The organism is Mycoplasma leonicaptivi ATCC 49890, assembly GCF_000622205.1.
Lineage (GTDB): Bacteria > Bacillota_I > Bacilli_A > Mycoplasmatales > Metamycoplasmataceae > Mycoplasmopsis > Mycoplasmopsis leonicaptivi.
Window position 1 is genome coordinate 1 of the sequence record NZ_JHWE01000012.1, and the last position, 22,831, is coordinate 22,831.

The following is a 22,831-nucleotide window of genomic DNA, read 5'->3' on the forward strand; positions in this document are numbered from 1 at the left end:
GTTATTTGCTAACGCAAATAACATCTTTTCTATTGCTTTTTTTATACAAAAAATAAAGAAAATTTATTTTTTGTATAAAATTTATATATTACTATTTTTTTGATGGTAACTTGCATCGTGACTTTTAAAATAACGTCTTTTTCATTATTATTTTGAGGTCTTGAATTGTGAATATTATTGTATCTTGTTTCAAATCTTGTTTTATCTCTTAATTGATCAAGTTTTGCTTTAACTTCAGCAGCTTTATGATAAACAAGCGCTGCATTTTTTGCTTTTTCTAATTCTTGATAATTTGTTGAAGTATTAAATTCATTTAATACTGTTTGTTTTTCAGGTGAGTTTGTATTATTGATTGTATTTTGAGCATTTGCTTTTTCTGAATCATATAAATTATTAACTTCTGTAATAAATCTATCATAATCATCTTCTGATCTTGTGTTATTTGTAAGTCTATCACTAAATTCTTGGTGTCTTGTGTGTCCAACAAGTTTTTTAAGTGCTTCTTGTGCTTGTTGTTTTTTGTTATCAAGAATTGCTTGCGCTTCATTTTTAACGGTAGTTGCACTTGCAGGATCATTTGCTGCATCAATTCTTGCTAAGAAACCATCTCTTTGAGTTTTATCTTTAATTAAGTTTGCAACTTGTTGTGCTTGTTGTTTTGCTTGTGCTAAATCTTGTGCTTCTTTGGCAATATCAGCATCAACAAGTCTTTCAATTTCAGCAACACGTACTGCTGTTGTTGCAGAGTTAACATCGTTTACATAATTTTTCTTATCACGTAATGTATTAACTTTATCTAAAAGATCTTCTTGTTTTTTGTTTAAATCAGTTTTTATAGATAAAGCATTAAGTTTTTCAACATTATCTGCAGAACCTAATTCAGTATTTAAATTTTGTTTTTTATTTTCTGTTCTTACAGTGTTAATTTCTGCTTGTACTTCATTTTTACGTGTGTCAAAAATATTTTGTGCTTGATTTTGGATTCTTAAAATTTCTGCTTCACTTTGTGCATCATTTAATTGTTGTTTTAGAGTATTGTATAAATTATCACCTTTGGTTTTTTCAACAATGGCTTGTGCAGTAGTTTTGAGTTGTGCAATTTTTTGATTAATTTTACCTCTTACTGCTTGTGCTTTTGCAGAAGTATCAGCAGCGTTTAATTCTGATTGTAATGCAGTAGAATCATTTAATTTTGTAAGTTCGGCTTGAATTTCGTTTTTAAGTTGTGCTAAATTGTTTTGCTCAGTTTGTTTTTGTGATTCAACTTTTGTATAAAGTGGTTGTAAATCTTCTATTAAAGAAACAAATTTTGATGTTGTTGTTGTAAGTGCATCGGTGATTTGTTTTAATTCTTCTTTAAATTGATTTTTCTTTTCTTCTGTTTCTAATGCATCAATAGCATTTGAAATAAGGTTTTTGAAAACATCATTTGCATCTTTTAATTTTTGATCTGCATCATTAACATTTTGAGTTGCATTAATTGCATCTTGTCTTGATTGATGTTCACTATCAGAAGCAGGGATTAATTTTTCTTTGTTTACATATGATGTTTGTAAATCTTTTAAATAATTATCTGCTTGTTTTTTAATATTTTCGATTTCATTTTCAGATTCAGCTGCTTCAATAGCTTTAATTAACTCATCATATTTTGATTTATGTTGTGGAACTTCATTTTCACGATTATCACTTGGTTTAACTTTTTCAACATAACTTTTTGCTTGTGTTTTAAGTTTTGCTATTTCTACTTTAATATCTTCTAAAGCTTTTTTAACTTTTGCAATTTCACTTGTTGTATTAACAGTATTTAAAATTGTTGGTTTTTGGGCATTTGTATCTGCAAGTTTTTTAATTTCTTCTCTTGCTTGATCTTTAAGAGTTTGTAATTCTTGTCCTTCAGAAATTCTTTGTGCTTCTGCATCTGATTTAACTTTATTAAGTTGTTCTGTTGTTTGTGCTTGATTTAATGCAATTTGTAATTCTTGTTTTCTATCAGAATCTTGAATTTTATCAATTACAGATTGAGTAAATTCACGTAAAACTTGATTTTTTGCTTTATCTAAGATTTTATCAAGTTCACTAATATTAGGTGCATTATTTACTTCTTGTGTTAAAGTATCAGCAACATTACCATCTTTAATTTCAGCAATTTTTTGTCTTACTTTATCTTGCTCAGTTGCAAAGAATTGATTTGCAGAATCTGTAACAGAATTTATTTGCGATTCAGTTATTGCACTACTTAAATTATTAGTTTGAAGTGTTTTTTCACCTTCACGTCCTTCAAGTTTTGCAATAGAAGCGTTTGCTAGGTCTTTTTGTGCTTGTAAATAATTTTGAATTTCTTGTTTGATACGTGCAACTTCTTCATTTGTTCTTGCTAAATCTAATTGATTTGCAAAATCTTGATGTTTATCATTATTAACATCAATTTTATTATTTTCATTTTTGGATGCATTTATTTCAGGTACTAAAGCATCGTTATAAGTTTTCTTTTGATCAATTTCTGCAACAATCTCATCAACTGCTTCAGTTGTATTTGCTTGATTAAGTCTGTTTTCAAAATCTTGTCTTTGATCTGCAAAAACGATTTTGTTAGGTAATTTAGCAATTTCTGCTTCTTTTTTAAGTTGTAATGCAATTTCATCTTGAAGTAATTTATGATCTGCTATTGTATTTGAAGTATCAAATTGACTTTGTAAGGTTGCTTTTACTGTTTGATTAGTTACTAAATCTAAATCATTTTTACTTTTATCTTCTTGTGCTTTATAAATTGCACTCATTTCAGCAATATATTGATCTATTTCTGCTTCTGGAACAGAATTTTTATCCATTAAAACTAAAATGTTAGCGTATTTAGAGTGATTTTGCTCATCACCTTGTAGTTTAGTTAATTTTTCTTTGTAAGTATCTAATTTAGCATTAATTTGTCTTGCTACTTCATCTCTTTGTTGTTTTGAAACACCTTCAGAAGTTCAATTGCTTTGTGAAATAATTGCTGCTTGATCATTTAAACGATTTACTTGTCTTTTTGTTTCATTGTTGTAAGTAATTAATTGTGTATCAATTGCTTGTGAAACAGCAACAATATCATTTTCAGTAATTGCATTGGTTAAGTTTGAATCTAATCTTGAATGAACATCAGTTGAAACATTAACAACTTCATCAAGTTTACGTTTTACTTTATCTTTTTCAAGATTTAAATAAGTAATTGCTTGTTCTTTTAAACCATCAATTGTTTCTTGTGTATTTGCTTGATTAATATTTGTAATTAAATCAGAAGAATTAATTAATTTTTTTGCTTCAGTTCTTGCTGCTTCTCTTAATTTTTCAACTTCTGCATCAAGTCTGTTTAAAATTTCTTGTACTTGTGATGGTTTTGTTGTTGGTCTTAAATCATATTCAAGTCTTTGTCTTGTTTCACCATCTTTTAGTCTGTTACGAATTTGTTGTTCTGCTTCTTGTTTAATTGTATCTAATTCACTTTGCTCAAGTGCTATTGTTGTTTTAATATTATCAATTAAATCTCTTGAAGCTTGTAAGCCAAGTTTTGGATCGTTAATTTGATTAGTAAAGATTGTAATATTGTTTTCTTTATATAAATCAGGTATTAAATCTCTTACAGTATCTTTGTTTGCTTGAATTTCTGCACTTTCTTTATCAATTTGTGCTTGGATTTCTTGTTTTATTGCATCAATTTCTGCAATAGATGTTGCGCCATTAATTCTTGTTTCAAATTCATCGTGTTTAGCTGTTTCTTGAACTTTTGCATTTAATTCTTTTGCTGAATTTTTAGCATTATCTAAGTCTGTTTCAGCAATAATATCTTGTTTTAATTTGTTTAATTCTGCAATATTGCTTGCTGCAATGAGTCTGTCTTTAAATCCTTGTTTTTGCTGATTATCATCTGATAAATTATCTAAAACATTAATTACTTCTGTTTTCTTGTCACCAAAAGCGTTTTCTGCTGCTTTAATAATATCATTAAATGCAACTTCAGAATCAGCACCACCAAAATCAAGTTTTAAGTTGTTATTAAGGTTATCATCACCAATGGTTTTTGCAATTGATTCTTGTGCTTTTTGTTTTAAGTTATCTAAAAATTCTTGTGCTTGATTTTTTATTTCATCAACTTTTTGTGGACTTTTAGCTTTATCAACTTTTTCAAATAACTCAACTTTTAATGGGTTACTATTTGATAATTTAGTAATAACTTTTTTAGCTTCACTTTGTGCTTGTGCTAATTCTTTAGCCTCTTTTGCTAAATCTGCATCAATAACTTTTTCAAGTTCTTTTAATTCATTAATATTTTCTGATGTATTAACATCTTCAAAATAGTCTTTTTGATCATTTAACTTATTGATTTTATCAATAAGTTTGTCTTTATATCTTTCAAAAGTTAATAATTCATCAATTTTTGTACTTAAAGCATCTGCTTGTTGTTTATTTGTTACAGTATCAAGTTGGTCTCTAAATTCGTTTGCTTTGTCAAGATCTTGTATTTTGTTGATGTTAGCACGTAATTGTTCTTTTTGTAATTTAAGTGCTTGTCTATCTTCTTTTTCTTTATTTAAAACCTTATTAATTTCATTTCTTACATTAATTAACTTTTCTTCAATTTCATTTTGATTTATATTTGGTTGACCTTGTGCATCTTTTTTAGCTGCTTCAATTAAGCCTAAAAGACGAGTTTTATCATCATTATTTTCAACATAATCATTTGTAAACTTAGTTAATTCTGCTGCAGTTAAATCGTTTGCATCTTCTATTTTTGCATATGAATTTGCTTGGTTAGTAACATTAATTAATTCAGTTGAAGTTGTTGCAGCATCAATTAAATCATTTAATTCTTTTTTCTTTTCTGCGTGTTTAATTTTTTCAACTGCTGCTTTTGCTGCTTTTTTATCTTGTTCAAAGTTGTATTGCTTATCAATTTGTGATTTTAATTTAAGTAATTCATCTAAATCACTTGCATCATTTAATTTTGTTTCATCTGGTAAATTGTTTTTATTTTCAACTTTTTTAAGAGTTTCAATTGCTTGTTTTTTAGCTTCTTCAAAGTTTTCAATTGCTTTTGCTTTATCTAAAATATCTAAAATTTCACCAGCTGTTGCATCATTACCAAGTTTTGATAATAAGTCATTTAGTTTTTGTTTATCTGCTTGTTTTTCAGCAGTATCAATTTTATCTATTTCTTGTTTGGTTAAATCTTTTAAATTTTTAAGATAATCTAAAACTCTGTTTTTGATATCAATAAATTCTTGTTGTTTTTTAGCATCAAGTAATTCTGTTTCAAAATCATTTTTAGTTTTTGGATCACCTTTAAGTTTTGCTATTGCATCAAGTGTTTTTCTTTTTTCATCAGATAAAATAGCACTAGTGTCTGATGCAATTTTGTTAATTTCAGATAAACTGTTTGAAGCATTAATTTTAGCAATTAATTCATCTCTTTTTGGATTGTTTAATAACGAAACAATTTTCTTAGCATCTTTTTTAGCATTTAATAGTTCAAAAATTGAATCTAATTCAGTTTCAATATCATCTAGTTCGCTTAAAGAATCAGCAGCATCAATATCATTAAGATATTGTTCTTTTAAGTCTGCACTTAAATCAGAGTCTTTAACTAAATTTTTTAAAACTAATTTTTTAGTATTAATTAAACCATCTTCACCAGAATTTTGTTTTAAAAAGTCTTCAATATCTTTTCTGATTGTATTAAGTTCACCAAGAGTTTGTGAATCATTAATTTGGTTATCAAATTCTTGTTTTTTAGCATCATCTTTAACAAAATCATTAAGTTTTTTAAGTTCATCCTTGATTTTATCTAATGTTGTTTTATTTTGTTGTGCAAGTAAAGCGTCAATTTTGTCTTCAACTTTTTTTAAATCATCAAAATCAGTTGTACTTAAATCAGCATAAACATCATTTCTATCATAAATATTATTAATATTTTTAGCTTTATCCACTAATCTTTCATACTCTTTAAGTTTATCACTTAAGTCTTTTAATTTTTCAAGATTATTTTTTGCTAAATTAGCATCTTTTTTAAGTTTATTTTTAAGTGCATCAGGTAGCTTAGCAATAATAACTGCGTTTTCTTTTGTGATATCTTCAATGTCTTTTTGTTGTTGTTTTAACAACTCTTTAAGTTTGTTTAAAACATTACTTGTGTTGCTAAATTTTAAATCATCATAAATTGAATCTTTTAAACCTTGTGCTTGTGATTTATCTTGTAATTGATTAATTAAACTATCAAATTCAATCACATTATCTAAACTATCATTAATATCTAATAAATCATCAAGAGTAGAAAATACACCAGTATTGACTCTGGTATTTTTTAAATTTGCTTCTTTTGTTTGGATTGAAATTCTTAATCCTTGGATCATTTTATCAACAAGTTGATCTAATTGTTTAAATTGTTCTTTTCTTTTAAAAACTGGATCAATTTGATGAAATATTTTCTTGTATACATCTTTATTTACTTTTATATTTTCAACTACATTTTTAATGTAATTATAACGATTTGAATAATCGCTTAATTTATTATCTCATATTCATAGTATAGCAGTCGCACTACCAACAGAAGTTAGTGCCGCACCTGCTCCTAAAATTATGGAAACAGTCTTCTTTTCATTTGCCATATTTATTCCTTTATATGTTAAAAAATAAACCATTTTAAAAATAGTTTATTTATCAGTTAATTTAATTAACTGATTTTTATATTATACATAATTCTTAAAAAGTTTTTGTTTTGCAAAAGAAATTATAACCACATAAAAATATTAAAAAGGCGCTAAATATTTGATTTTTTTGTATTTTTTGACTAAAATACTAAAAAATTTTTAAAAAAATAAAATAAAAACAAAATTTTGTTTTCAAATTTTGTTTTTAAAAATTAATGAGAATGAGAATGGAATGAAAGGATAATTGTTGCAAAAATTACACCAATAAATAATGATACAATTGTTCAGATTCATTTTTTCTTATTAAAACTTTCATGATAAAACTCAGGAAAAAATTCAACAAGGGAAGTAAATAAGAATATCCCACCAACAGATGCATAAATATATGCTTTTGCAGCATTATTAATATATTGACCAACAAACATACCAATTAACATAAATGGTAAGAATAAAAATAGTCCTATAAATGAAATTAAAAGCGCTTTTGGTGAAGAATATCCTGCTTCTTTAAGTCTGATATAAAAAACAACTTCTTCTGGAATTAAGTGTAAAACTAAGGAAATAAAATAAGCAAGACTTAGTGAATCAGAATTTGCTAAAACTTCATTATTTTGATTTGGTATAAATAAATTTAAATTATAACCCAATAACAATCCTTCAGGGATTCTATGAGTAAGCAAGAGCAATAACGCTATGACTTTTAACTTAGATTCAGCTTTTTTTAATAAAGTTTTTTCGGCTAATTCAATTTGATCTTCTTTGTTGAAAATAAAATCATGATGTGAATGTGATTGATGTGAATCATGTGAATGATCATGAACAAAAACACTGAGTTTTTTGGATTTTAATAATTTTTTATTAAGTTTATAAGAAATCACAAACTTAACAATTAGTGAAAAACTAATACCGGTAATAATACCAAATCCAACAAGCAAAATGTTTCAGCCATAAATAACCTGTTTAGATGTTGCTTTTAGGGTATAAGCACTGTAAAGTGTTGAGTTTTCAAGTGCTTCACGTAAAAAACCAAAAGTAGCTAAAATGATAAAAAAACCAGTTGTAAATGAATAAACATAAACATGGAATGATTTTTTAAACTTATTACCTAAATATGGAAAAGTTAAAGAAATAACACTTGGAACAAGTAACATTGCAAAAAGTACAATAAAAATAATTGTAATTTTTGCTAATCAATCATATTGTAAACCATCAACTAGTAAAAAATAAAATTTTGTGATCGGATGTAAATCTTGCATTATTCGATTTCTATATTGTGATATACATCTTGCACATCATCATCTTCTTTTAGTTTTTCAGCAAATTCTAATAATTTAGTTCTTTTTTCTTCATCGTAACTTACGTACATATTAGGTATGTAAGTTACTTCACATTGAATAAAGTTTTCAATGTTTAATTGTGTTTCAAGTGAAGTTTTTAAATTACTAAAATTATCTGGTGTACATAAAAGCACAAAACTTTCTGCTTCATTTTCAATATTTTCAACACCGTTTTCAAGTGCTACAAGCATTAATTCTTCTTCTGAGACAAATTCTTTTGAAATTTCAATAATACCAAGTTTATCAAAAGCAAATGGTATTTGTCCAGTTTTTCCTAATGTTGCATTTTGTTTATTAAAATAAGCTTGAATATTAGATTTAACTCTATTTACATTATCACTTAATGTAACAACAATAAAAGTCGCTCCACCACTCACAGTAGCGTTAAAAACTAATTCTGTATATGATTCTGATGCTTTTGCACCTTTTGCTTTTGCAATTGCTCTTTCAATGTTATCCTTTGGCATATTTTTAGCTTTTGCCTTTGAAATAGCAAGTTTAAGTGCTGGATTCATATCAGGATCTGGCCCTTGTGAAGCTGCTACATAAATTTCTTTTGATAATTTTTGAAATATTTTTCCTCTGGCTGCATCTTGTGCACCTTTTCTATGTGCTATATTGGCCGCGTGTGAATGTCCTGCCATATTTTCTCCTTAAATAATATTTTTTGGTTTATATATTTTATCTCTTTTATGTTGAGATATTTTGTGTTTATATTCTATTTTTTGAACTACATCTAGATTTAATTCTTTATGAATTAAATCTTTATTATCTAGATGTGAAATATAAAAATCTAAATCTTGATATGTAAATCCTAATTCTTGTTCATCTGTTTGACCTTCTCATAGACCAGCAGATGGTTTTTTATTAATAATTGAATCAGGAACTTGCATCAGTTGTGCTAAAAATCTTACTTCACCTTTTGTAAAATTTGCAATTGGTAGCAAATCAGCACCACCATCACCAAATTTTGTAAAGTATCCAATAAATACTTCATCAGCATTATCTGTACCTAAAACAAGTAAATATTTTTCTTGTGCTAAGGCATATAATGTTGTCATACGTAATCTTGGTTTAATGTTAGCTACTGCTAATTTATCTTTAACATCAAGATCAGAAACAAATGTATCAAAAACTTTTGTCAGATCCTTTAAGATAAATTTATCATTAAATTTATCTTCAAGACTTTTGATATCTGATAAATCATTATCTGTCATTTCAATAATAGGCATTACAACACCATAAGTGTCTTTTGGTGCAACAGATTTAGCTATTGCATATACAAGGGCTGAATCAATACCACCACTAATTCCTACAATAAAACCTTTTTTATTTGATTTTTTTAAATATGTTTTTAAAAAATTCTGAACTTTTTTGATATATTTTTTAGCTATTTCTTCGTCATATTTAACTTCTTTTTTATTAAAAATACTAATTTTACTCATATTTAACCTTACTTCAATATTTTACTATATAAAAAGTTTTTTTAAAATTTTATATATTACTGTTTAATAATATAGTTGTTAGAAAAACAAAAGATACAGTGAAATTTTACTGTATCTTTTTATGATTAATATTAGTCAAAATTATGAACTTGTTGAACCGCTTCCTTGATTATCTGTTGAAGTTGTAGTTGTTGTAGTTGAACTTCCGGTTGTACTTGCATTACTATTTGATCCAGAATCTGTTGTTGAAGTTGCTTGTGATGGATTGCTTCCTGAAGTTCCTGGTTCTGTTGATTGAGAATTTACTGGTTTTGCATCTGTGCTTGTTGGAGTAGTTGAACCTGCATTATTACCAGTTGTACCAGAATTTACACTTGAATCAGATGCGCTACCTTGATCTGAAGACATTGAAGGGTTATCTGCATTATTATCACCAGTTGTAGAACTTGTATCAGTCATACTTGATCCTGAATTTGTCCCACCTTGATTATTTGAAGTATGACCTGGAGTTGGTGTTGGGGTTTCAGAAGAAGTATCTGCATTAGTTGAAGGTTTTGATGTATTAGAAGAATCAGTTGAAGACATATCTGTTGTACTATCTGAATTTCCATCTGTATTTGCACTACTGCTATTTGTTGTATCTGTATTTGTATCAGCAACATCAGTATTTGTATCTGGTTGACCATTAACATCTGAATCATCACCTAATTTAATAACTTGTGAATACTCTTTTTCATCATCTTTTAATTTATATTTAAATGTTAAAGTTTTTGTTGTTTCGTCTCAAGTTGATTCAGAGAATTTATTATTATCTTTTTTACCTTTTGTAGTTGATAAAACACTATCACTTCATTCAGGTTTTTTTAATTCAAAAAGTTGATTATCTATTTTATTTCCACCAGATGCAATTCCAAAAAATGACCCATTTTTACCACCTTTGTATTTTTGAATTCCTGAAAATTTCTTTTTACTTTTTTTAATTTTATCTAATACAGCAACTTTTGTAACACCATCTTTAAATTTTAATGGTGATGTTTTTAATTCTTCATCTGAAATCTCTACATTTGGTTCTGGTTGGTTTTTAGGTGTATCACCTTGTGGTGTTTCAGTGTTTTCACCAGCATCTGTTCCAGGGTTTGAAGCAGAATCAGTATTAGTTTCTTTTGGAGTAACTTTTTTAGGTTCTTCAGTAATGTTTAAAACAAATTTTTGTTCATATATTACATCATCAGAATCATCTTTTATTTTGTATTTAAATGTTAAAGTTTTTGCTTCTTCTTCTCAAGTAGATGAAACAAATCTTTTATTTACTTCATTTACTCTTTGTGGTTTAGGTTCTAAAAATAATGGATAGAATGCTTCATCTTTTGCTGTAAATAATTTATTATCAACATCTTCTCCACCACCAGCAATACCAAAGAATTTACCGCTTGAAGGCGAGTATAATTGTAGACCTCTTATAGTTTTTGTATCTTTAACATATTTTTCTTTAATTTTATTATAAATAGCATTATCAGATACATTTTCAACTTTTTGTAAAGGTTGATCTTTCATTTTGTTTATTAATTGAATTTGTTCTTGTGATAAAGTATGTGTTTCGCTTGGTTTTGTCTGTGAACCAGCGTTATCACTTGGTTTTTCACTTGGTTGTTTTTCCTCTGGTTTTTCAGGTGTTGTAGTGTTAGTGTTGTTGTTTTTACCTTCCACTTGTGAATCACTAGTTTTTGGTGTATTATCAACTATACCTTGTTTTCCAGTTTGTGTTTGTGAACCACTTTCTTTTGTATCTGTTTTTGTTGTATCTTGTTTTGTACCAGGATTTTCTTGCTTAGCACAATTACTTGCTACAAATACTAATGGCACTGAACCTAAAAGAAGGGTTCATTTTAATTTTTTAAGTTTCATAATATATCCTTTTTAATAAATATTTTTATGATTTAATTTTACTCTTTAAAACTAATATTTTTTAATATTAAAAATATTTATGGAATTATAAAATGAAATAACATTATAAAATGTCTATTAAATAATCAGTGTTTAAATATATAGCAGAATAAAATAGAGACTTTTTGTGATATAAAAATATTTTCATATGCAATATGTATATATTTTCACATTATGAATTGTGAAAATAATATATTTTGATATTTGATAAAAATATTTTTTTATCATAATTAAAAAATATATTATAATATACAAGCATTATATATAGGCACTATAGCCAAATGGCAAGGCATGGGTCTGCAAAACCTTGATGTGCGGGTTCGAGTCCCGTTGGTGCCTCCATTTTATTTTTTGCGCCCGTAGCTCAATTGGACAGAGTGTTAGGTTACGGCCCTAAAGGTTGCGGGTTCGACTCCTGCCGGGCGCGCCATATAACAATAAGTTACAAAATAGTAAGTTAGATAACAAATGTTATCTAACTTTTTATTTTATTTTTAAAATATTTTCTAAAAACATAACTATTTTTTGTTAATTTTTTACTATTTTTGTAAATATTTTATAATTTTTATAAATGTTTTTATTAATATATAAAACACCTAAATTTTATTAATTTTATAGAAGTAAAATACATAACAAGGAGCAATATGAAGAAAAATATTTTTGAAATAACAAAAGATGTTTTAATGTCTAATCCAAAATACTTATCAGAAGACAATAAACTCTTAAAAGCAAAAATTTATAGTGATGTTATGACTATGGATAAGGATTTAATATCTTTATTAATTTCTAATAAAGATATTAAAGAAAAGTTTTTTACAGATATTAATGCAACATTAGTATTTGATAAACAAAAATTTGCTTGATTTATCAATTCAAAAGAATTTTTACCTGATTCTTATACAAGATATACAAACAAAATTGGTTTAACACATAATGGTGAATTTATATCTAAAACAAACGATGTTGTTTTAGATTTTCCTTATAAAGATTGTGTTTTAGAAGGTGGGCAAAGTAAAGATGATCAAAAAAGAAATGAAATATTTTACAATGAAATAATAGCATCTGATGAAATTAATCAAATGTTAGCACCTAAGGTTTTGAGTAATGCAAAAAGATATACAAAAGATGGAGTTCAAGAAAACATAACATTTGATGAAAAAGATAATTTAATTATTAAGGGAAATAATTTAATTGCTCTTGCTTCTCTTTTAAAAAGATACGAAGGTAAAGTAAAATGTATTTACATTGATCCACCATATAATACAGGAAATGATAGTTTTAATTACAATGATTCATTTAATCATTCTACATGACTTGTATTTATGAAAAATAGACTTGAGTTAGCAAGAAGATTGTTAAGTGAAGATGGTGTTATTTTTGTACAATGCGATGATAATGAACAAGCATATTTAAAGGTATTAATGGATGATGTTTTTGGAAGAGGGAATTTTGTTGCAACCTTTCCAAGATTAACAAATAAAGGGGGGGGAGATTTGGTTCTTCTGTTTCAAAAAATAAAAATAGTGTTAAGGCAGATGTTGATTTCATTTTAATGTATGCTAAAAACAAAGAAGACAAACTTAATATTAAAAAAGTTATATTTAATAAAGAATGAGATGATTACAAATTACAAGACGAAAGGGGGTTTTTCACTGCAAAACATCCATTAATCAGCAAGGGTCAATCAGGAAACGAAAGTTATACATATGAATTTAATTTTGCTGGACAAAGTTGAAAACCTGAAAATGGAAAATATTGAATTTATTCAAAAGATAGAATTGATTTTTTGATAAAGAATAATTATTTATATGTAAATAATAAAAACAATATTTATGTAAAAAACTATAAAAATTTTGAAATTAAAATATTATCAAAAAATAAATATGAAATTGTTGATAAAGAACCAGGAAATGATATTAGTTTTTCAAAAGTATATTTTATGCAAAATGATTTTTTAAACTCCGAAGGAAAAAAAGACTTAGATAATTCATTATTTGCTTACCCTAAACCTGAATTGTTAATATGTAAATTAATTGAAATTTCTACAGATGAAAGCGACCTAATCCTTGACTTCTTCCTTGGTTCTGGTACAACTGCAGCAGTAGCTCATAAAATGAATCGTAGATACATCGGAATCGAACAAATGGATTATATTAATGATATAACAGTTGAGCGTCTAAAAAAAGTTATTGACAGTGAACAAGGTGGTATTTCTAAATCAGTTAATTGAAGTGGGGGTGGTTCATTTGTATACTGTGAACTACTTGAAAACGCAAATTCTTTAATTAATCAAATCCAAGAAGCAAGTGAAGAAAACATTTCAATCATTAAAAACCTAATTTATTCTGACAACAGAATTGTTCCATTCTTAACAACACAAGAATTGCAAGATGTTGACAAAGAATTTGAAACATTATCATTAAAAGATAAAAAACAAGCGCTTATAAAATTAATAGATAAAAATAAATTATATGTAAATTATTCTGACATAGATGATGTTTCATTTAATATAAATGAAGCAGATAAGAAGTTTAGTAAATCATTTTATAAGGAAACATAATATGGAAAATAAACAATTTTTATATGAAAAAATACAAATATTAAACGAAGCTGGTGTGACATCTGAATTACCTTTAATAATTAAAAGTGGATTATCAAAAAAGATAAAACTAAGACCTTATCAAATTGATGCATATAAAAGTTTTGTATCATATTTTGAAAATGATAATTTACACAAAAATAAACAAATTCATAATTTGTTTCATATGGCAACAGGTTCTGGAAAAACTGTTATTATGGCCGGTTTAATTTTGTACTTATATACAAAAGGATACAGAAAATTCTTATTCTTTGTAAACCAAACAAATGTTTTAGAAAAAACAATTGATAACTTTATCAATAATTTATCAAATAAATATTTATTTGATAATGATATTGAATATCAAGGTAATAAAATCAAAATTAAAAAAGTTGATAATTTTAATAATAGTGTATTAAACGATGATATTGAAATAGTTTTTACAACAACACAAAAATTACATCTTGATTTGTTCTTTTCAAAAGAAAATGCTATTACTTATGAAGATTTTGAAAACACTAAAGTTGTTTTTATTTCAGATGAAAGTCATCACATCAATTCATTAACGAAAAAACCTACCAAAGATGAACAAGAAGAAAAAAATAGTTGGGAATATTCTGTAATGAATGCTTTTTATAAAAACAAAGATAATGTGATGCTGGAATTCACAGCAACTTGTGATTTAAAAGATACTAACGTTTTAAATAAATATAAAGATAAAATTATTTTTAATTATCCATTAGTATCATTTAGACAAAGTGGTTATACCAAAGATTTTCAAAATTTAGCAACTGATACTGATTTGTGAACTAGAACTTTAATTGCACTTGTACTAAGTGAATACAGAAAATTTTTATTCGCAGATTTAAAGTTAAATATCAAACCTGTTTTGATGTTAAAATCACAAAAAATTGCTGAATCAAGATCTTTTTATGAAGAATTTTTTAAGAAAATAAAAGAAATAACAACTCAAAATTTATCTTCATTAATTCATAGTGAAATTCCTATTTTAAGTAAAGCATTAGAATATTTTAAAGAAAAAGATAATTCATTAGAGTTGTTACTCAATTCGATTCAAAATTCATTTACCAAAGAAACATCTATTATTATGAATGGTTCAGAAGATAACAATAAAACTAATCAATTATTAGTTAATTCACTTGAAGATATTGATAATCCAATTCGGTTAATATTTGCTGTTGATATGTTAAATGAAGGTTGAGATGTATTAAACTTATTTGATATTGTTCGTTTATATGATACTAGACAAGGTTCAGGAAAACCAGGTAAAGTTGGTACATACACAATAAAAGAAGCGCAATTAATCGGAAGAGGCGCAAGGTATTGTCCATTTGTAGATGAAGATGAAGAATTAAAATTTGTACGTAAATATGATAACGATTTAACAAATGACAAAAGAATTTTAGAAACAATGTTTTTTCACAGTAAAAACGATTCAAAATATATTTTTGAACTAAGACAGGCTTTAATTGAAACTGGATTACAATCACCAGATCCAATTGAAATTACATATAAACTAAAACAAGAATTTAAAGAAACAGAATTTTTTAATAATGCTTGAATATTTTCAAACAAAAAAGAGATAAAAAGCAGAAATGAAGTAAAAAGTGTTGATTCTTCATTAAGAAATAATACCTATTATTACAAATCATATACTGGTAAAGGTAATGTTTTAAATTTATTTAATGAATCAAATAATAACGATACTGTCGCTAAACAAAAAATGAATATCACAACACTTAAATTTAAAGATATTAATTTAAATATTCTATTAGGTGCAGCAGAATATTTTAATGAATTTAGATTTGATTTTTTAAAAGCAAAATATCCTACAATAAAATCAAAACAAGAGTTTTTTACAAGCGATGATTTTTTAGGTAATATTCAAATTGAAATTTCATATCTTGATGATCATTTAAGTGGAAGAGAAATTTTTAGAGCTCTCAAAAAAGTTTTAAGTGAAATATCTACAAAAATATCATTAATCAAACCAGAATACAAAGGTTCTAAAACCTTTGAAGCAAAACCACTTAAAAATGTGATTAAAGATAAAACAGTTTATCTAGAAAAAGTTGACAGCAATGGTGGTAAGGGTGCTTCACAAAATGAATCACACAATCAAGAATATCAAATTGACTTAAATCAGGAACAATGATATGTTTTTAATGATAACTATGGTACTTCTGAAGAAAAACTTTTTATTAAATATTTTAAAACACACATTGAACCAAAATTAAAAGAAAAAGATTTAGAATATTACTTAATCAGAAACGAAAGATTTCCTGAATTAGCAATTTATTCATTTGATTCAGGTGAGCGTTTTGAACCTGATTTTGTACTATTTTGTAGAAAAAAAATCAACAATGACAATATCACATATCAAACATTTATTGAACCAAAAGGAACACATTTATTAGAAGAAGATAAATGAAAAGAAGAATTTTTAAATCAAATTACTAATACCTCAAAAATTAATAATTTATTTTTTAAAAATTATAAAATTATTGGTTTACCATTTTTTAACTCAACAACAAAAGTTGAAGAATTTAATCAAATGGTTGAAAAATTTATAAACCAAATTTAGTTCAATAAATTAAATATATAAAAATAGCAAATAGTTTATAATTTACATATCTGGGAGTTTAGTATAGTGGTAGTGCTACAGTCTCCAAAACTGCAAGTAAGGGTTCGATTCCTTTAACTCCCGCCATATGTAAAATCACCAAAATAAAGATAAAAATAATTCATGTATTTTTGTAAAATACATGAATTTTATATCTAATTTTGTATAATTATAAAAATTAATAAAGGAGTAAAAATGATTACAAAAATTAAAGGTACAAAAGATTACGATGTTTATGATTACCGTGTAAAAGAAGATATTATAAAAGCTTTTACATATGTAATTAATAAATATGATTACAAATTTATAGAAACACCTATTTTTGAAAGTTGTGAACTTTTTAAAAGAAGTGTTGAGGGTTCAGAAATTGTTAAAAAAGAGATGTATGAATTCTTAGATAAAGGTGATAGAGAACTTGCTCTAAGACCAGAAGGAACTGCATCATTTGTACGTGCTTATATTGAAAACAAATGAAACAAAACACCTGTTAAAAAATATGCATACTATGGACCTATGTTCAGATACGAACAACCTCAAAAAGGTAGATATAGACAATTTTATCAAGCAGGGATTGAATTTGTAGGAGATAAAAGTCCACTAAAAGACTTCGAAGTTATTAAAATAGCACATGATGTTTTAGATATCTTAGATGTTGATTTTAAACTTAAAATCAACACTATTGGTGACCAAAAATCACGTGAAACATACCAAAAAGTGTTATATGAATATTTATTACCATACAAAGATCAATTAAGTGAAATCTCGCAACAAAGATTAGATTCAAAAAGTGTTTTAAGAATTTTAGATGATAAAATTGATTCACAAAAGGACTTTATTAAAAATGCACCTAAACTTATGGATTATTTAAGTGATGAATCAAGACAATATTTTAAAAAGGTTTTATCATTTTTAGATAACTCAGATATTAAATACACAATTTCTGATGATCTTGTTAGAGGTTTAGATTACTATGATGAAGTAGTATTTGAGTTTGTTGAAAGTAAAAATAAAAATGCACAAGCAACTATTATTGGTGGTGGAAGATATTCTAACTTAATTGAGCAATTAGGTGGCGAACCTGAATCAAGTGTTGGTTTTGGTTTTGGAGTTGATCGTTGTGCAAGTATTATCCGTGATAATCTAATTGAAGTTTCAGAAATTCAAGAAGATTTATTTGAAAGATACGATATTTATATGGCTTCATCTTTAAGTGAAGATAATATTGTAAAACTTCATAATTTATGAAGTGAAAACTTAATAATGTTTGATGGTTTAAAAGTTAATTTTCAATATTCAATTGAAAAATCTAAAAAATCTTTTGAAAAAGCAAATAAATGTGCTGAATTTATAATAACTGATGATCCTAAAATTAATCAAAATATGTTTGTTGTAAAACACTTACATTCTGGTGATAAAATAACTTTTGTTGGTGATGAATACGGAGTACCAACCTTAATAAGATTTTTAAGAGAATATTCTGAAATAATTGATGAAAAGTTTTCAGAATCTATGTTTGGAGAATATGAAGATGACTAAAACAATCAATAACAATCAATTAAGAATTGATGATGTTAATAAAGAAGTAACTTTATATGGTTGAGTTGCTAATAAAAGAAAATTTGGTGAATTAACATTTATTGATTTACGTGATAAATGCGGCATTACACAACTTGTTTTTAATCAAAACATTAATATAAACAAAGAATCTGTTTTACAAGCAACAGGTATAGTTGCAAAAAGAAAAGATGTTAATCCAACAATTGCTACTGGTGAAATTGAAGTTATTGTTTCAGAATACAAAGTTTTATCTACATCAGTTAATGAATTACCATTTCAAATTAGAGATGATATTGAAGTAAAAGAAGAAATAAGACTACAAAATAGATTTTTAGATTTACGTAGACCGGTAATGCAAAAAACTTTTGCATTTCGTAATAAGTTAATTTTTGCAATGCGTGAATTTTTACAAAATAAGGATTTTATGGAAATTGAAACTCCTATTTTATCAAAAGCAACACCAGAAGGTGCTCGTGATTTTTTAGTACCAGTAAGAAAATTTAATTCCTTTTATGCCTTACCACAAAGTCCACAATTATTTAAACAATTATTAATGATATCTGGTTTTGAACGTTATTTTCAATTTGCTAGATGTTTTAGAGATGAAGATTCAAGAAAAGATCGTCAACCAGAATTTACACAACTTGATGTAGAAATCAGTTTTACAGAAGTTGAAGATTTTCGAGCAATTATTGAAAAAATGTTTCAATATGCTTTAAAAAAGACAATGAATATTGATTTAAAAATTCCTTTTGATAAAATTGATTACGACGAATGTATTTCTAAATATGGTTCAGATAAGCCAGATTTTAGATATGAGCAATTTATAGCTGATATAAATGATTTTTGCAATAATTCAGACTTCGAAATCATTAAAAATGCACCTGCTAAAAGACTTTTAAAAATTGATGAAATTATTACTAAAAAAGATTTCAAAGTACTAGAAGAAATTGCTAAGAAAAATGGTGCAAATATTTTATTTTATTTTACAGTTGAAAATGGTGCTATTATAAATACTAATTTTGCCAACAAAATACCAAGCGATGAAATTCAAAAACTTTTAAACTTACATCAAAATCCAAATGGTTCATATTTTATAGTTGCTAATAAATACGAAAAAGCATCACAAGCATTAGGTGCAATTAGGGTAGAATTAAACTCAATGTACAATTGAGCAAAAGATCAATTAAACTTTAAATGAGTTGTAAAGTTCCCAATGTTTGAATACGATGAAGAAACAAATACTTGAGCAGCAGCACATCATCCTTTTACTCAATTTGATCATCCATTAGATCAAATTGATCAAATGAATAAAGCAGATGTTAAAGCTAAAAGTTATGATTTAGTTTTAAACGGTTTTGAATTAGGTTCAGGTTCAGCAAGAATTTTTGACCGAGCAACACAAGAAAAAATGTTTAATTTAATAAACTTAGATAAAAATGCACAAGAAAATAAATTTGGTTTCTTTTTAAAAGCACTAGATTATGGTGTACCACCACACTGTGGTATTGGTTTAGGTATTGATCGTATTGTTATGCTTTTAACAAATCATCAAACAATTCGTGATGTAATTGCTTTTCCTAAAAATTCAAGAAGCGAAGATTTATTTACAAATGCTCCATCATCTGTTGAAACTCAACAATTAGATGATTTATATATTCAAGTAAAGGAAGTAACAAAAGATGAATAAAAAATATGACGTAGCAATATTAGGTGGTGGTCCTGGTGGATATACACTTGCTAATATTTTAGCAACTAATGGTAAAAAAGTTGCTTTAATTGAAAAAAAAGACCTTGGTGGTACTTGTGTAAACCGTGGATGTATTTCAACTAAAACTTTAATTAAATCAGCAAAAATTTATGACCTTTTAAAAGATACACAAAAATATGGTTTTGATTCACAAATTAATAATATTGATTTTAGTGCCATTCAAAACAGAAGACAATTTAATAAAGAAAAACTTAATACAAATATTAAAAATCTTTTAACAAATGCAAATGTGGATATTTACTTTAATAGTGCAAAAGTTAAAAAAGACCAAAACAATCACTATTTAGTCTTAGATAATCAAACTGTAATTGAATATCAAAAATTAGTGCTTGCAACTGGTTCTCAAAATAGAAAATTAAGTTTTGTTGATACTCAAAATCCATATGTAATTGACTCAGAACAAGCGCTTTATTTAAATGAAGTTCCTGCTAAATTAGCAATCATTGGTTCTGGACCTATTGCATTAGAGTTTGCTTATTTTTATGCAACATTAGGTTCAGAAGTATCAATTTTATGTAATACTGAATTTATGCAAAGATATGATTTAGCACTTAAAACATCTGTTAAGGCATACTTAGAATCTAAAAATGTAAAAATTCTTGAAAATGTACAAATAACACAAATTAACAACAATCAAATTACATATACCCAAACAAATCAAGAAAACAATATTTTAGCAGATAAAATTCTGGTTGCAATTGGTCGTTTTGCAAATACAGAAGCATTTGAAGAATTAAATTTAGAAAATAAAAATGGTTTTGTAATTGTTGATGAAAATTCACAAACAAGTTTAGATAATGTTTATGCAATTGGTGATGTAACAGGTGAATTTATGCTTACATCTTATGCATATAAATCAGCAGATAATTGCGCAAATCACATTTTAAACAAAAATAAAAATCAAAAAATTAATACAAAATTAATTCCTTGATCAGTTTATTTAAATCCTGAATTTTGTGGTGTTGGTTTATCTGAAGAACAAGTTAAACAACAAAATATTGAATATAAAACTTTTACTATACCAGCAGTAGCTCTTCCAAGATATTTAGCAGATGGTTTAAATCCTGAAAATAAATTTATAAAATTTATAGTTGACGCAAACAATGATCAAATCCTTGGTTGCTTTATGTTTATTGAAGAAGGAAATGCTATTATAAACTTAATTGCTCTTGCTATGAAATTTAACATCAGTTTTTCAGATTTACAACAAAACACTTATACACACCCAACAATTTCAGAAGCACTTTATTATCTATCAAGAAACTATATTTTTAAAAAATAAATCATAATAGTTTTATAAATACAATAAATATTAAATAACTTATTTTCAAATAATTTATTTAATATTTTTATTTTAAAATTAAATATTATAGAATATAAAAAAGGAGATGTATGCAAATAACAAAGAAAATGGTTAAAACAAGCGGTGTTGTTTATACACCTTCTTTTATTGTAAATAACATACTTGATATTATTAAATATAATGATCATAATATTTTAAATAAACATATAATTGACAATAGTTGTGGTGATGGTGCTTTTTTAGTTGAAATAGTTTCAAGATATATAAAGATCTTTTTAATAAACAATAATAATAAAAAAGAGTTAAAAAATCACCTTGAAACCTATATACACGGTATAGAAATTAATGCAAATGCATATAATAAATGTATAAAACAACTTGATGAATTGGTTAAAAATTTTAATATTGAAAATGTTAATTGAAATATATTAAATAAAAATACATTAGATGTAGAAATATTTAATCAAAAAATGGATTTTGTTGTTGGGAACCCGCCATATGTAAGAATTCATAATTTTGAAAAAGAATATAACAAAATTAAAAACTTTTCATTTGCTAAAAAAGGGATGTCTGATTTGTATATTGTATTTTTTGAAATTGGTATTAATATGTTAAATCCAAATGGCAAACTTTGTTATATAACACCAAGTTCATATTTTAATAGTTTAGCCAGTCAAGAAATGAGACAATATTTTTGTGAAAATAAACTTATTAAAAAAATTGTAGACTTAAAACATTTTCAAGCATTTAATGCTACAACATATACAGCAATAACATTGTTAGATAAAAATAATACTGAAAATTTTATTAAATATTTTGAGTATGATGATAAAGTTTTTGAACCAAAATTTATTGATTTTTTAAAAATTGATGATTTTTATATAAACAAATCATTCTATTTTAATAAAAAAAGTAAATTAATTAATTTAAAAGAGATTTTAAATAATAATAAAATGGATAAAGTTGAAGTAAAAAATGGTTTAGCAACTCTTTGTGATAAAGTTTTTATACAAGATTTTAAAATCAATTCTGATTTTATATTACCTATTATTAAAGCCTCAAGAGCAAAATATACAAAAATATTTTATCCTTATGATGAAAATGGAATATTAATCAACATAGATGAAATTAAAAAAGATAGTGAAATTTTTAATTACTTACTTAAAAACAAAGATCTTTTATTAAATCGTGATATTAAAATGTTAAAAAAAGATGAATGATATGCTTTTGGAAGAACTCAGGGAATTTTAGATACTTATAAAACAAAAATTGCAATAAATAATTTACTTAAAATTGAAGGCGATTTAAAAATAATAGATTGTCCTGCTGGTGTTGCTGTTTATAGTGGTTTATACATTATATTTTAAACTTTCAGTAATTTATTATACTAACGCACTTTTACTTTTTAAAAGTGCGTTTTTTACCAAAAATTTATAAAAAAAATATTTTTTTATTTTGTTTTTTAAAATAATTTAGTATAATACTTATACTAATAAAAAAAGGACATTTTATGATAGAAAAATTTAAAAAAGTTTTAATACCAACTGGCGCAAAAATAAGTAAAAGAAAAAA

At 25.6% G+C, this 22,831-nt stretch carries 12 protein-coding genes and 3 tRNA genes; 10 read left to right on the forward strand and 5 right to left on the reverse strand.

From position 1 onward, the window contains the following. Positions 1–41: 41 nt before the first annotated feature. The 5 genes from BU00_RS0101075 to BU00_RS0101095 all read right to left on the reverse strand — a co-directional run bounded on the left by BU00_RS0101075 (position 42) and on the right by BU00_RS0101095 (position 11,367). Positions 42–6,638 (reverse strand): hypothetical protein, encoded by a 6,597-nt coding sequence (locus tag BU00_RS0101075; RefSeq protein WP_027121121.1) that lies wholly within the window; start codon positions 6,636–6,638, stop codon positions 42–44. Positions 6,639–6,892: 254 nt separating this feature from the next. Continuing rightward, positions 6,893–7,936 carry a ZIP family metal transporter gene (locus BU00_RS0101080; protein ID WP_051521834.1) on the reverse strand — a complete coding sequence of 348 codons (1,044 nt, stop codon included), beginning with the start codon at positions 7,934–7,936 and terminating at the stop codon, positions 6,893–6,895. Next, complete coding sequence (locus BU00_RS0101085; RefSeq protein ID WP_027121123.1) at positions 7,936–8,661, reverse strand: YebC/PmpR family DNA-binding transcriptional regulator; 726 nt, start codon at positions 8,659–8,661, stop codon at positions 7,936–7,938. Before BU00_RS0101085 ends, BU00_RS0101080 begins: the two co-directional genes overlap by 1 nt. Before the next feature lie 9 nt (positions 8,662–8,670). After that, positions 8,671–9,462: an NAD(+) synthase gene (gene nadE, locus BU00_RS0101090; RefSeq protein ID WP_027121124.1), complete on the reverse strand. Its 792-nt coding sequence runs from the start codon at positions 9,460–9,462 to the stop codon at positions 8,671–8,673. Between the two features lie 141 nt (positions 9,463–9,603). Further along, the gene (locus BU00_RS0101095) at positions 9,604–11,367 is read right to left on the reverse strand and encodes a hypothetical protein (RefSeq protein ID WP_027121125.1); all 1,764 of its coding nucleotides are present in this window, start codon (positions 11,365–11,367) and stop codon (positions 9,604–9,606) included. 306 nt (positions 11,368–11,673) lie between these two features. Between BU00_RS0101095 and BU00_RS0101100 the strand changes: the two genes are divergently transcribed. The 10 genes from BU00_RS0101100 (at position 11,674) to BU00_RS04875 (ending at position 22,626) form a co-directional block, all read left to right on the forward strand. Next, positions 11,674–11,748, forward strand: a tRNA-Cys gene (locus BU00_RS0101100). Between the two features lie 11 nt (positions 11,749–11,759). Beyond that, positions 11,760–11,836 (forward strand) — tRNA-Arg (locus BU00_RS0101105). Between the two features lie 214 nt (positions 11,837–12,050). Then, positions 12,051–12,959, forward strand: coding sequence for a site-specific DNA-methyltransferase (locus BU00_RS05435; protein WP_084477537.1), 909 nt, complete (start codon positions 12,051–12,053; stop codon positions 12,957–12,959). After that, positions 12,959–13,966, forward strand: coding sequence for a DNA methyltransferase (locus BU00_RS05440; RefSeq protein ID WP_084477538.1), 1,008 nt, complete (start codon positions 12,959–12,961; stop codon positions 13,964–13,966). The genes BU00_RS05435 and BU00_RS05440 overlap by 1 nt, the downstream gene beginning before the upstream one ends. A gap of 1 nt (position 13,967) precedes the next feature. Then, the gene (locus tag BU00_RS0101115; RefSeq protein ID WP_036458798.1) at positions 13,968–16,589 is read left to right on the forward strand and encodes a DEAD/DEAH box helicase family protein; all 2,622 of its coding nucleotides are present in this window, start codon (positions 13,968–13,970) and stop codon (positions 16,587–16,589) included. Between the two features lie 52 nt (positions 16,590–16,641). Continuing rightward, positions 16,642–16,715, forward strand: a tRNA-Trp gene (locus BU00_RS0101120). Positions 16,716–16,823: 108 nt separating this feature from the next. Beyond that, positions 16,824–18,164, forward strand: a complete 1,341-nt coding sequence (gene hisS / locus BU00_RS0101125; RefSeq protein ID WP_027121127.1) for a histidine--tRNA ligase — start codon at positions 16,824–16,826, stop codon at positions 18,162–18,164. Beyond that, positions 18,151–19,875: an aspartate--tRNA ligase gene (aspS, locus tag BU00_RS0101130; protein ID WP_027121128.1), complete on the forward strand. Its 1,725-nt coding sequence runs from the start codon at positions 18,151–18,153 to the stop codon at positions 19,873–19,875. Before hisS ends, aspS begins: the two co-directional genes overlap by 14 nt. Further along, positions 19,868–21,238: a dihydrolipoyl dehydrogenase gene (locus BU00_RS0101135; protein ID WP_027121129.1), complete on the forward strand. Its 1,371-nt coding sequence runs from the start codon at positions 19,868–19,870 to the stop codon at positions 21,236–21,238. Before aspS ends, BU00_RS0101135 begins: the two co-directional genes overlap by 8 nt. A 110-nt stretch (positions 21,239–21,348) precedes the next feature. Further along, positions 21,349–22,626: an HsdM family class I SAM-dependent methyltransferase gene (locus BU00_RS04875; RefSeq protein ID WP_245579602.1), complete on the forward strand. Its 1,278-nt coding sequence runs from the start codon at positions 21,349–21,351 to the stop codon at positions 22,624–22,626. Positions 22,627–22,831 lie beyond the last annotated feature (205 nt).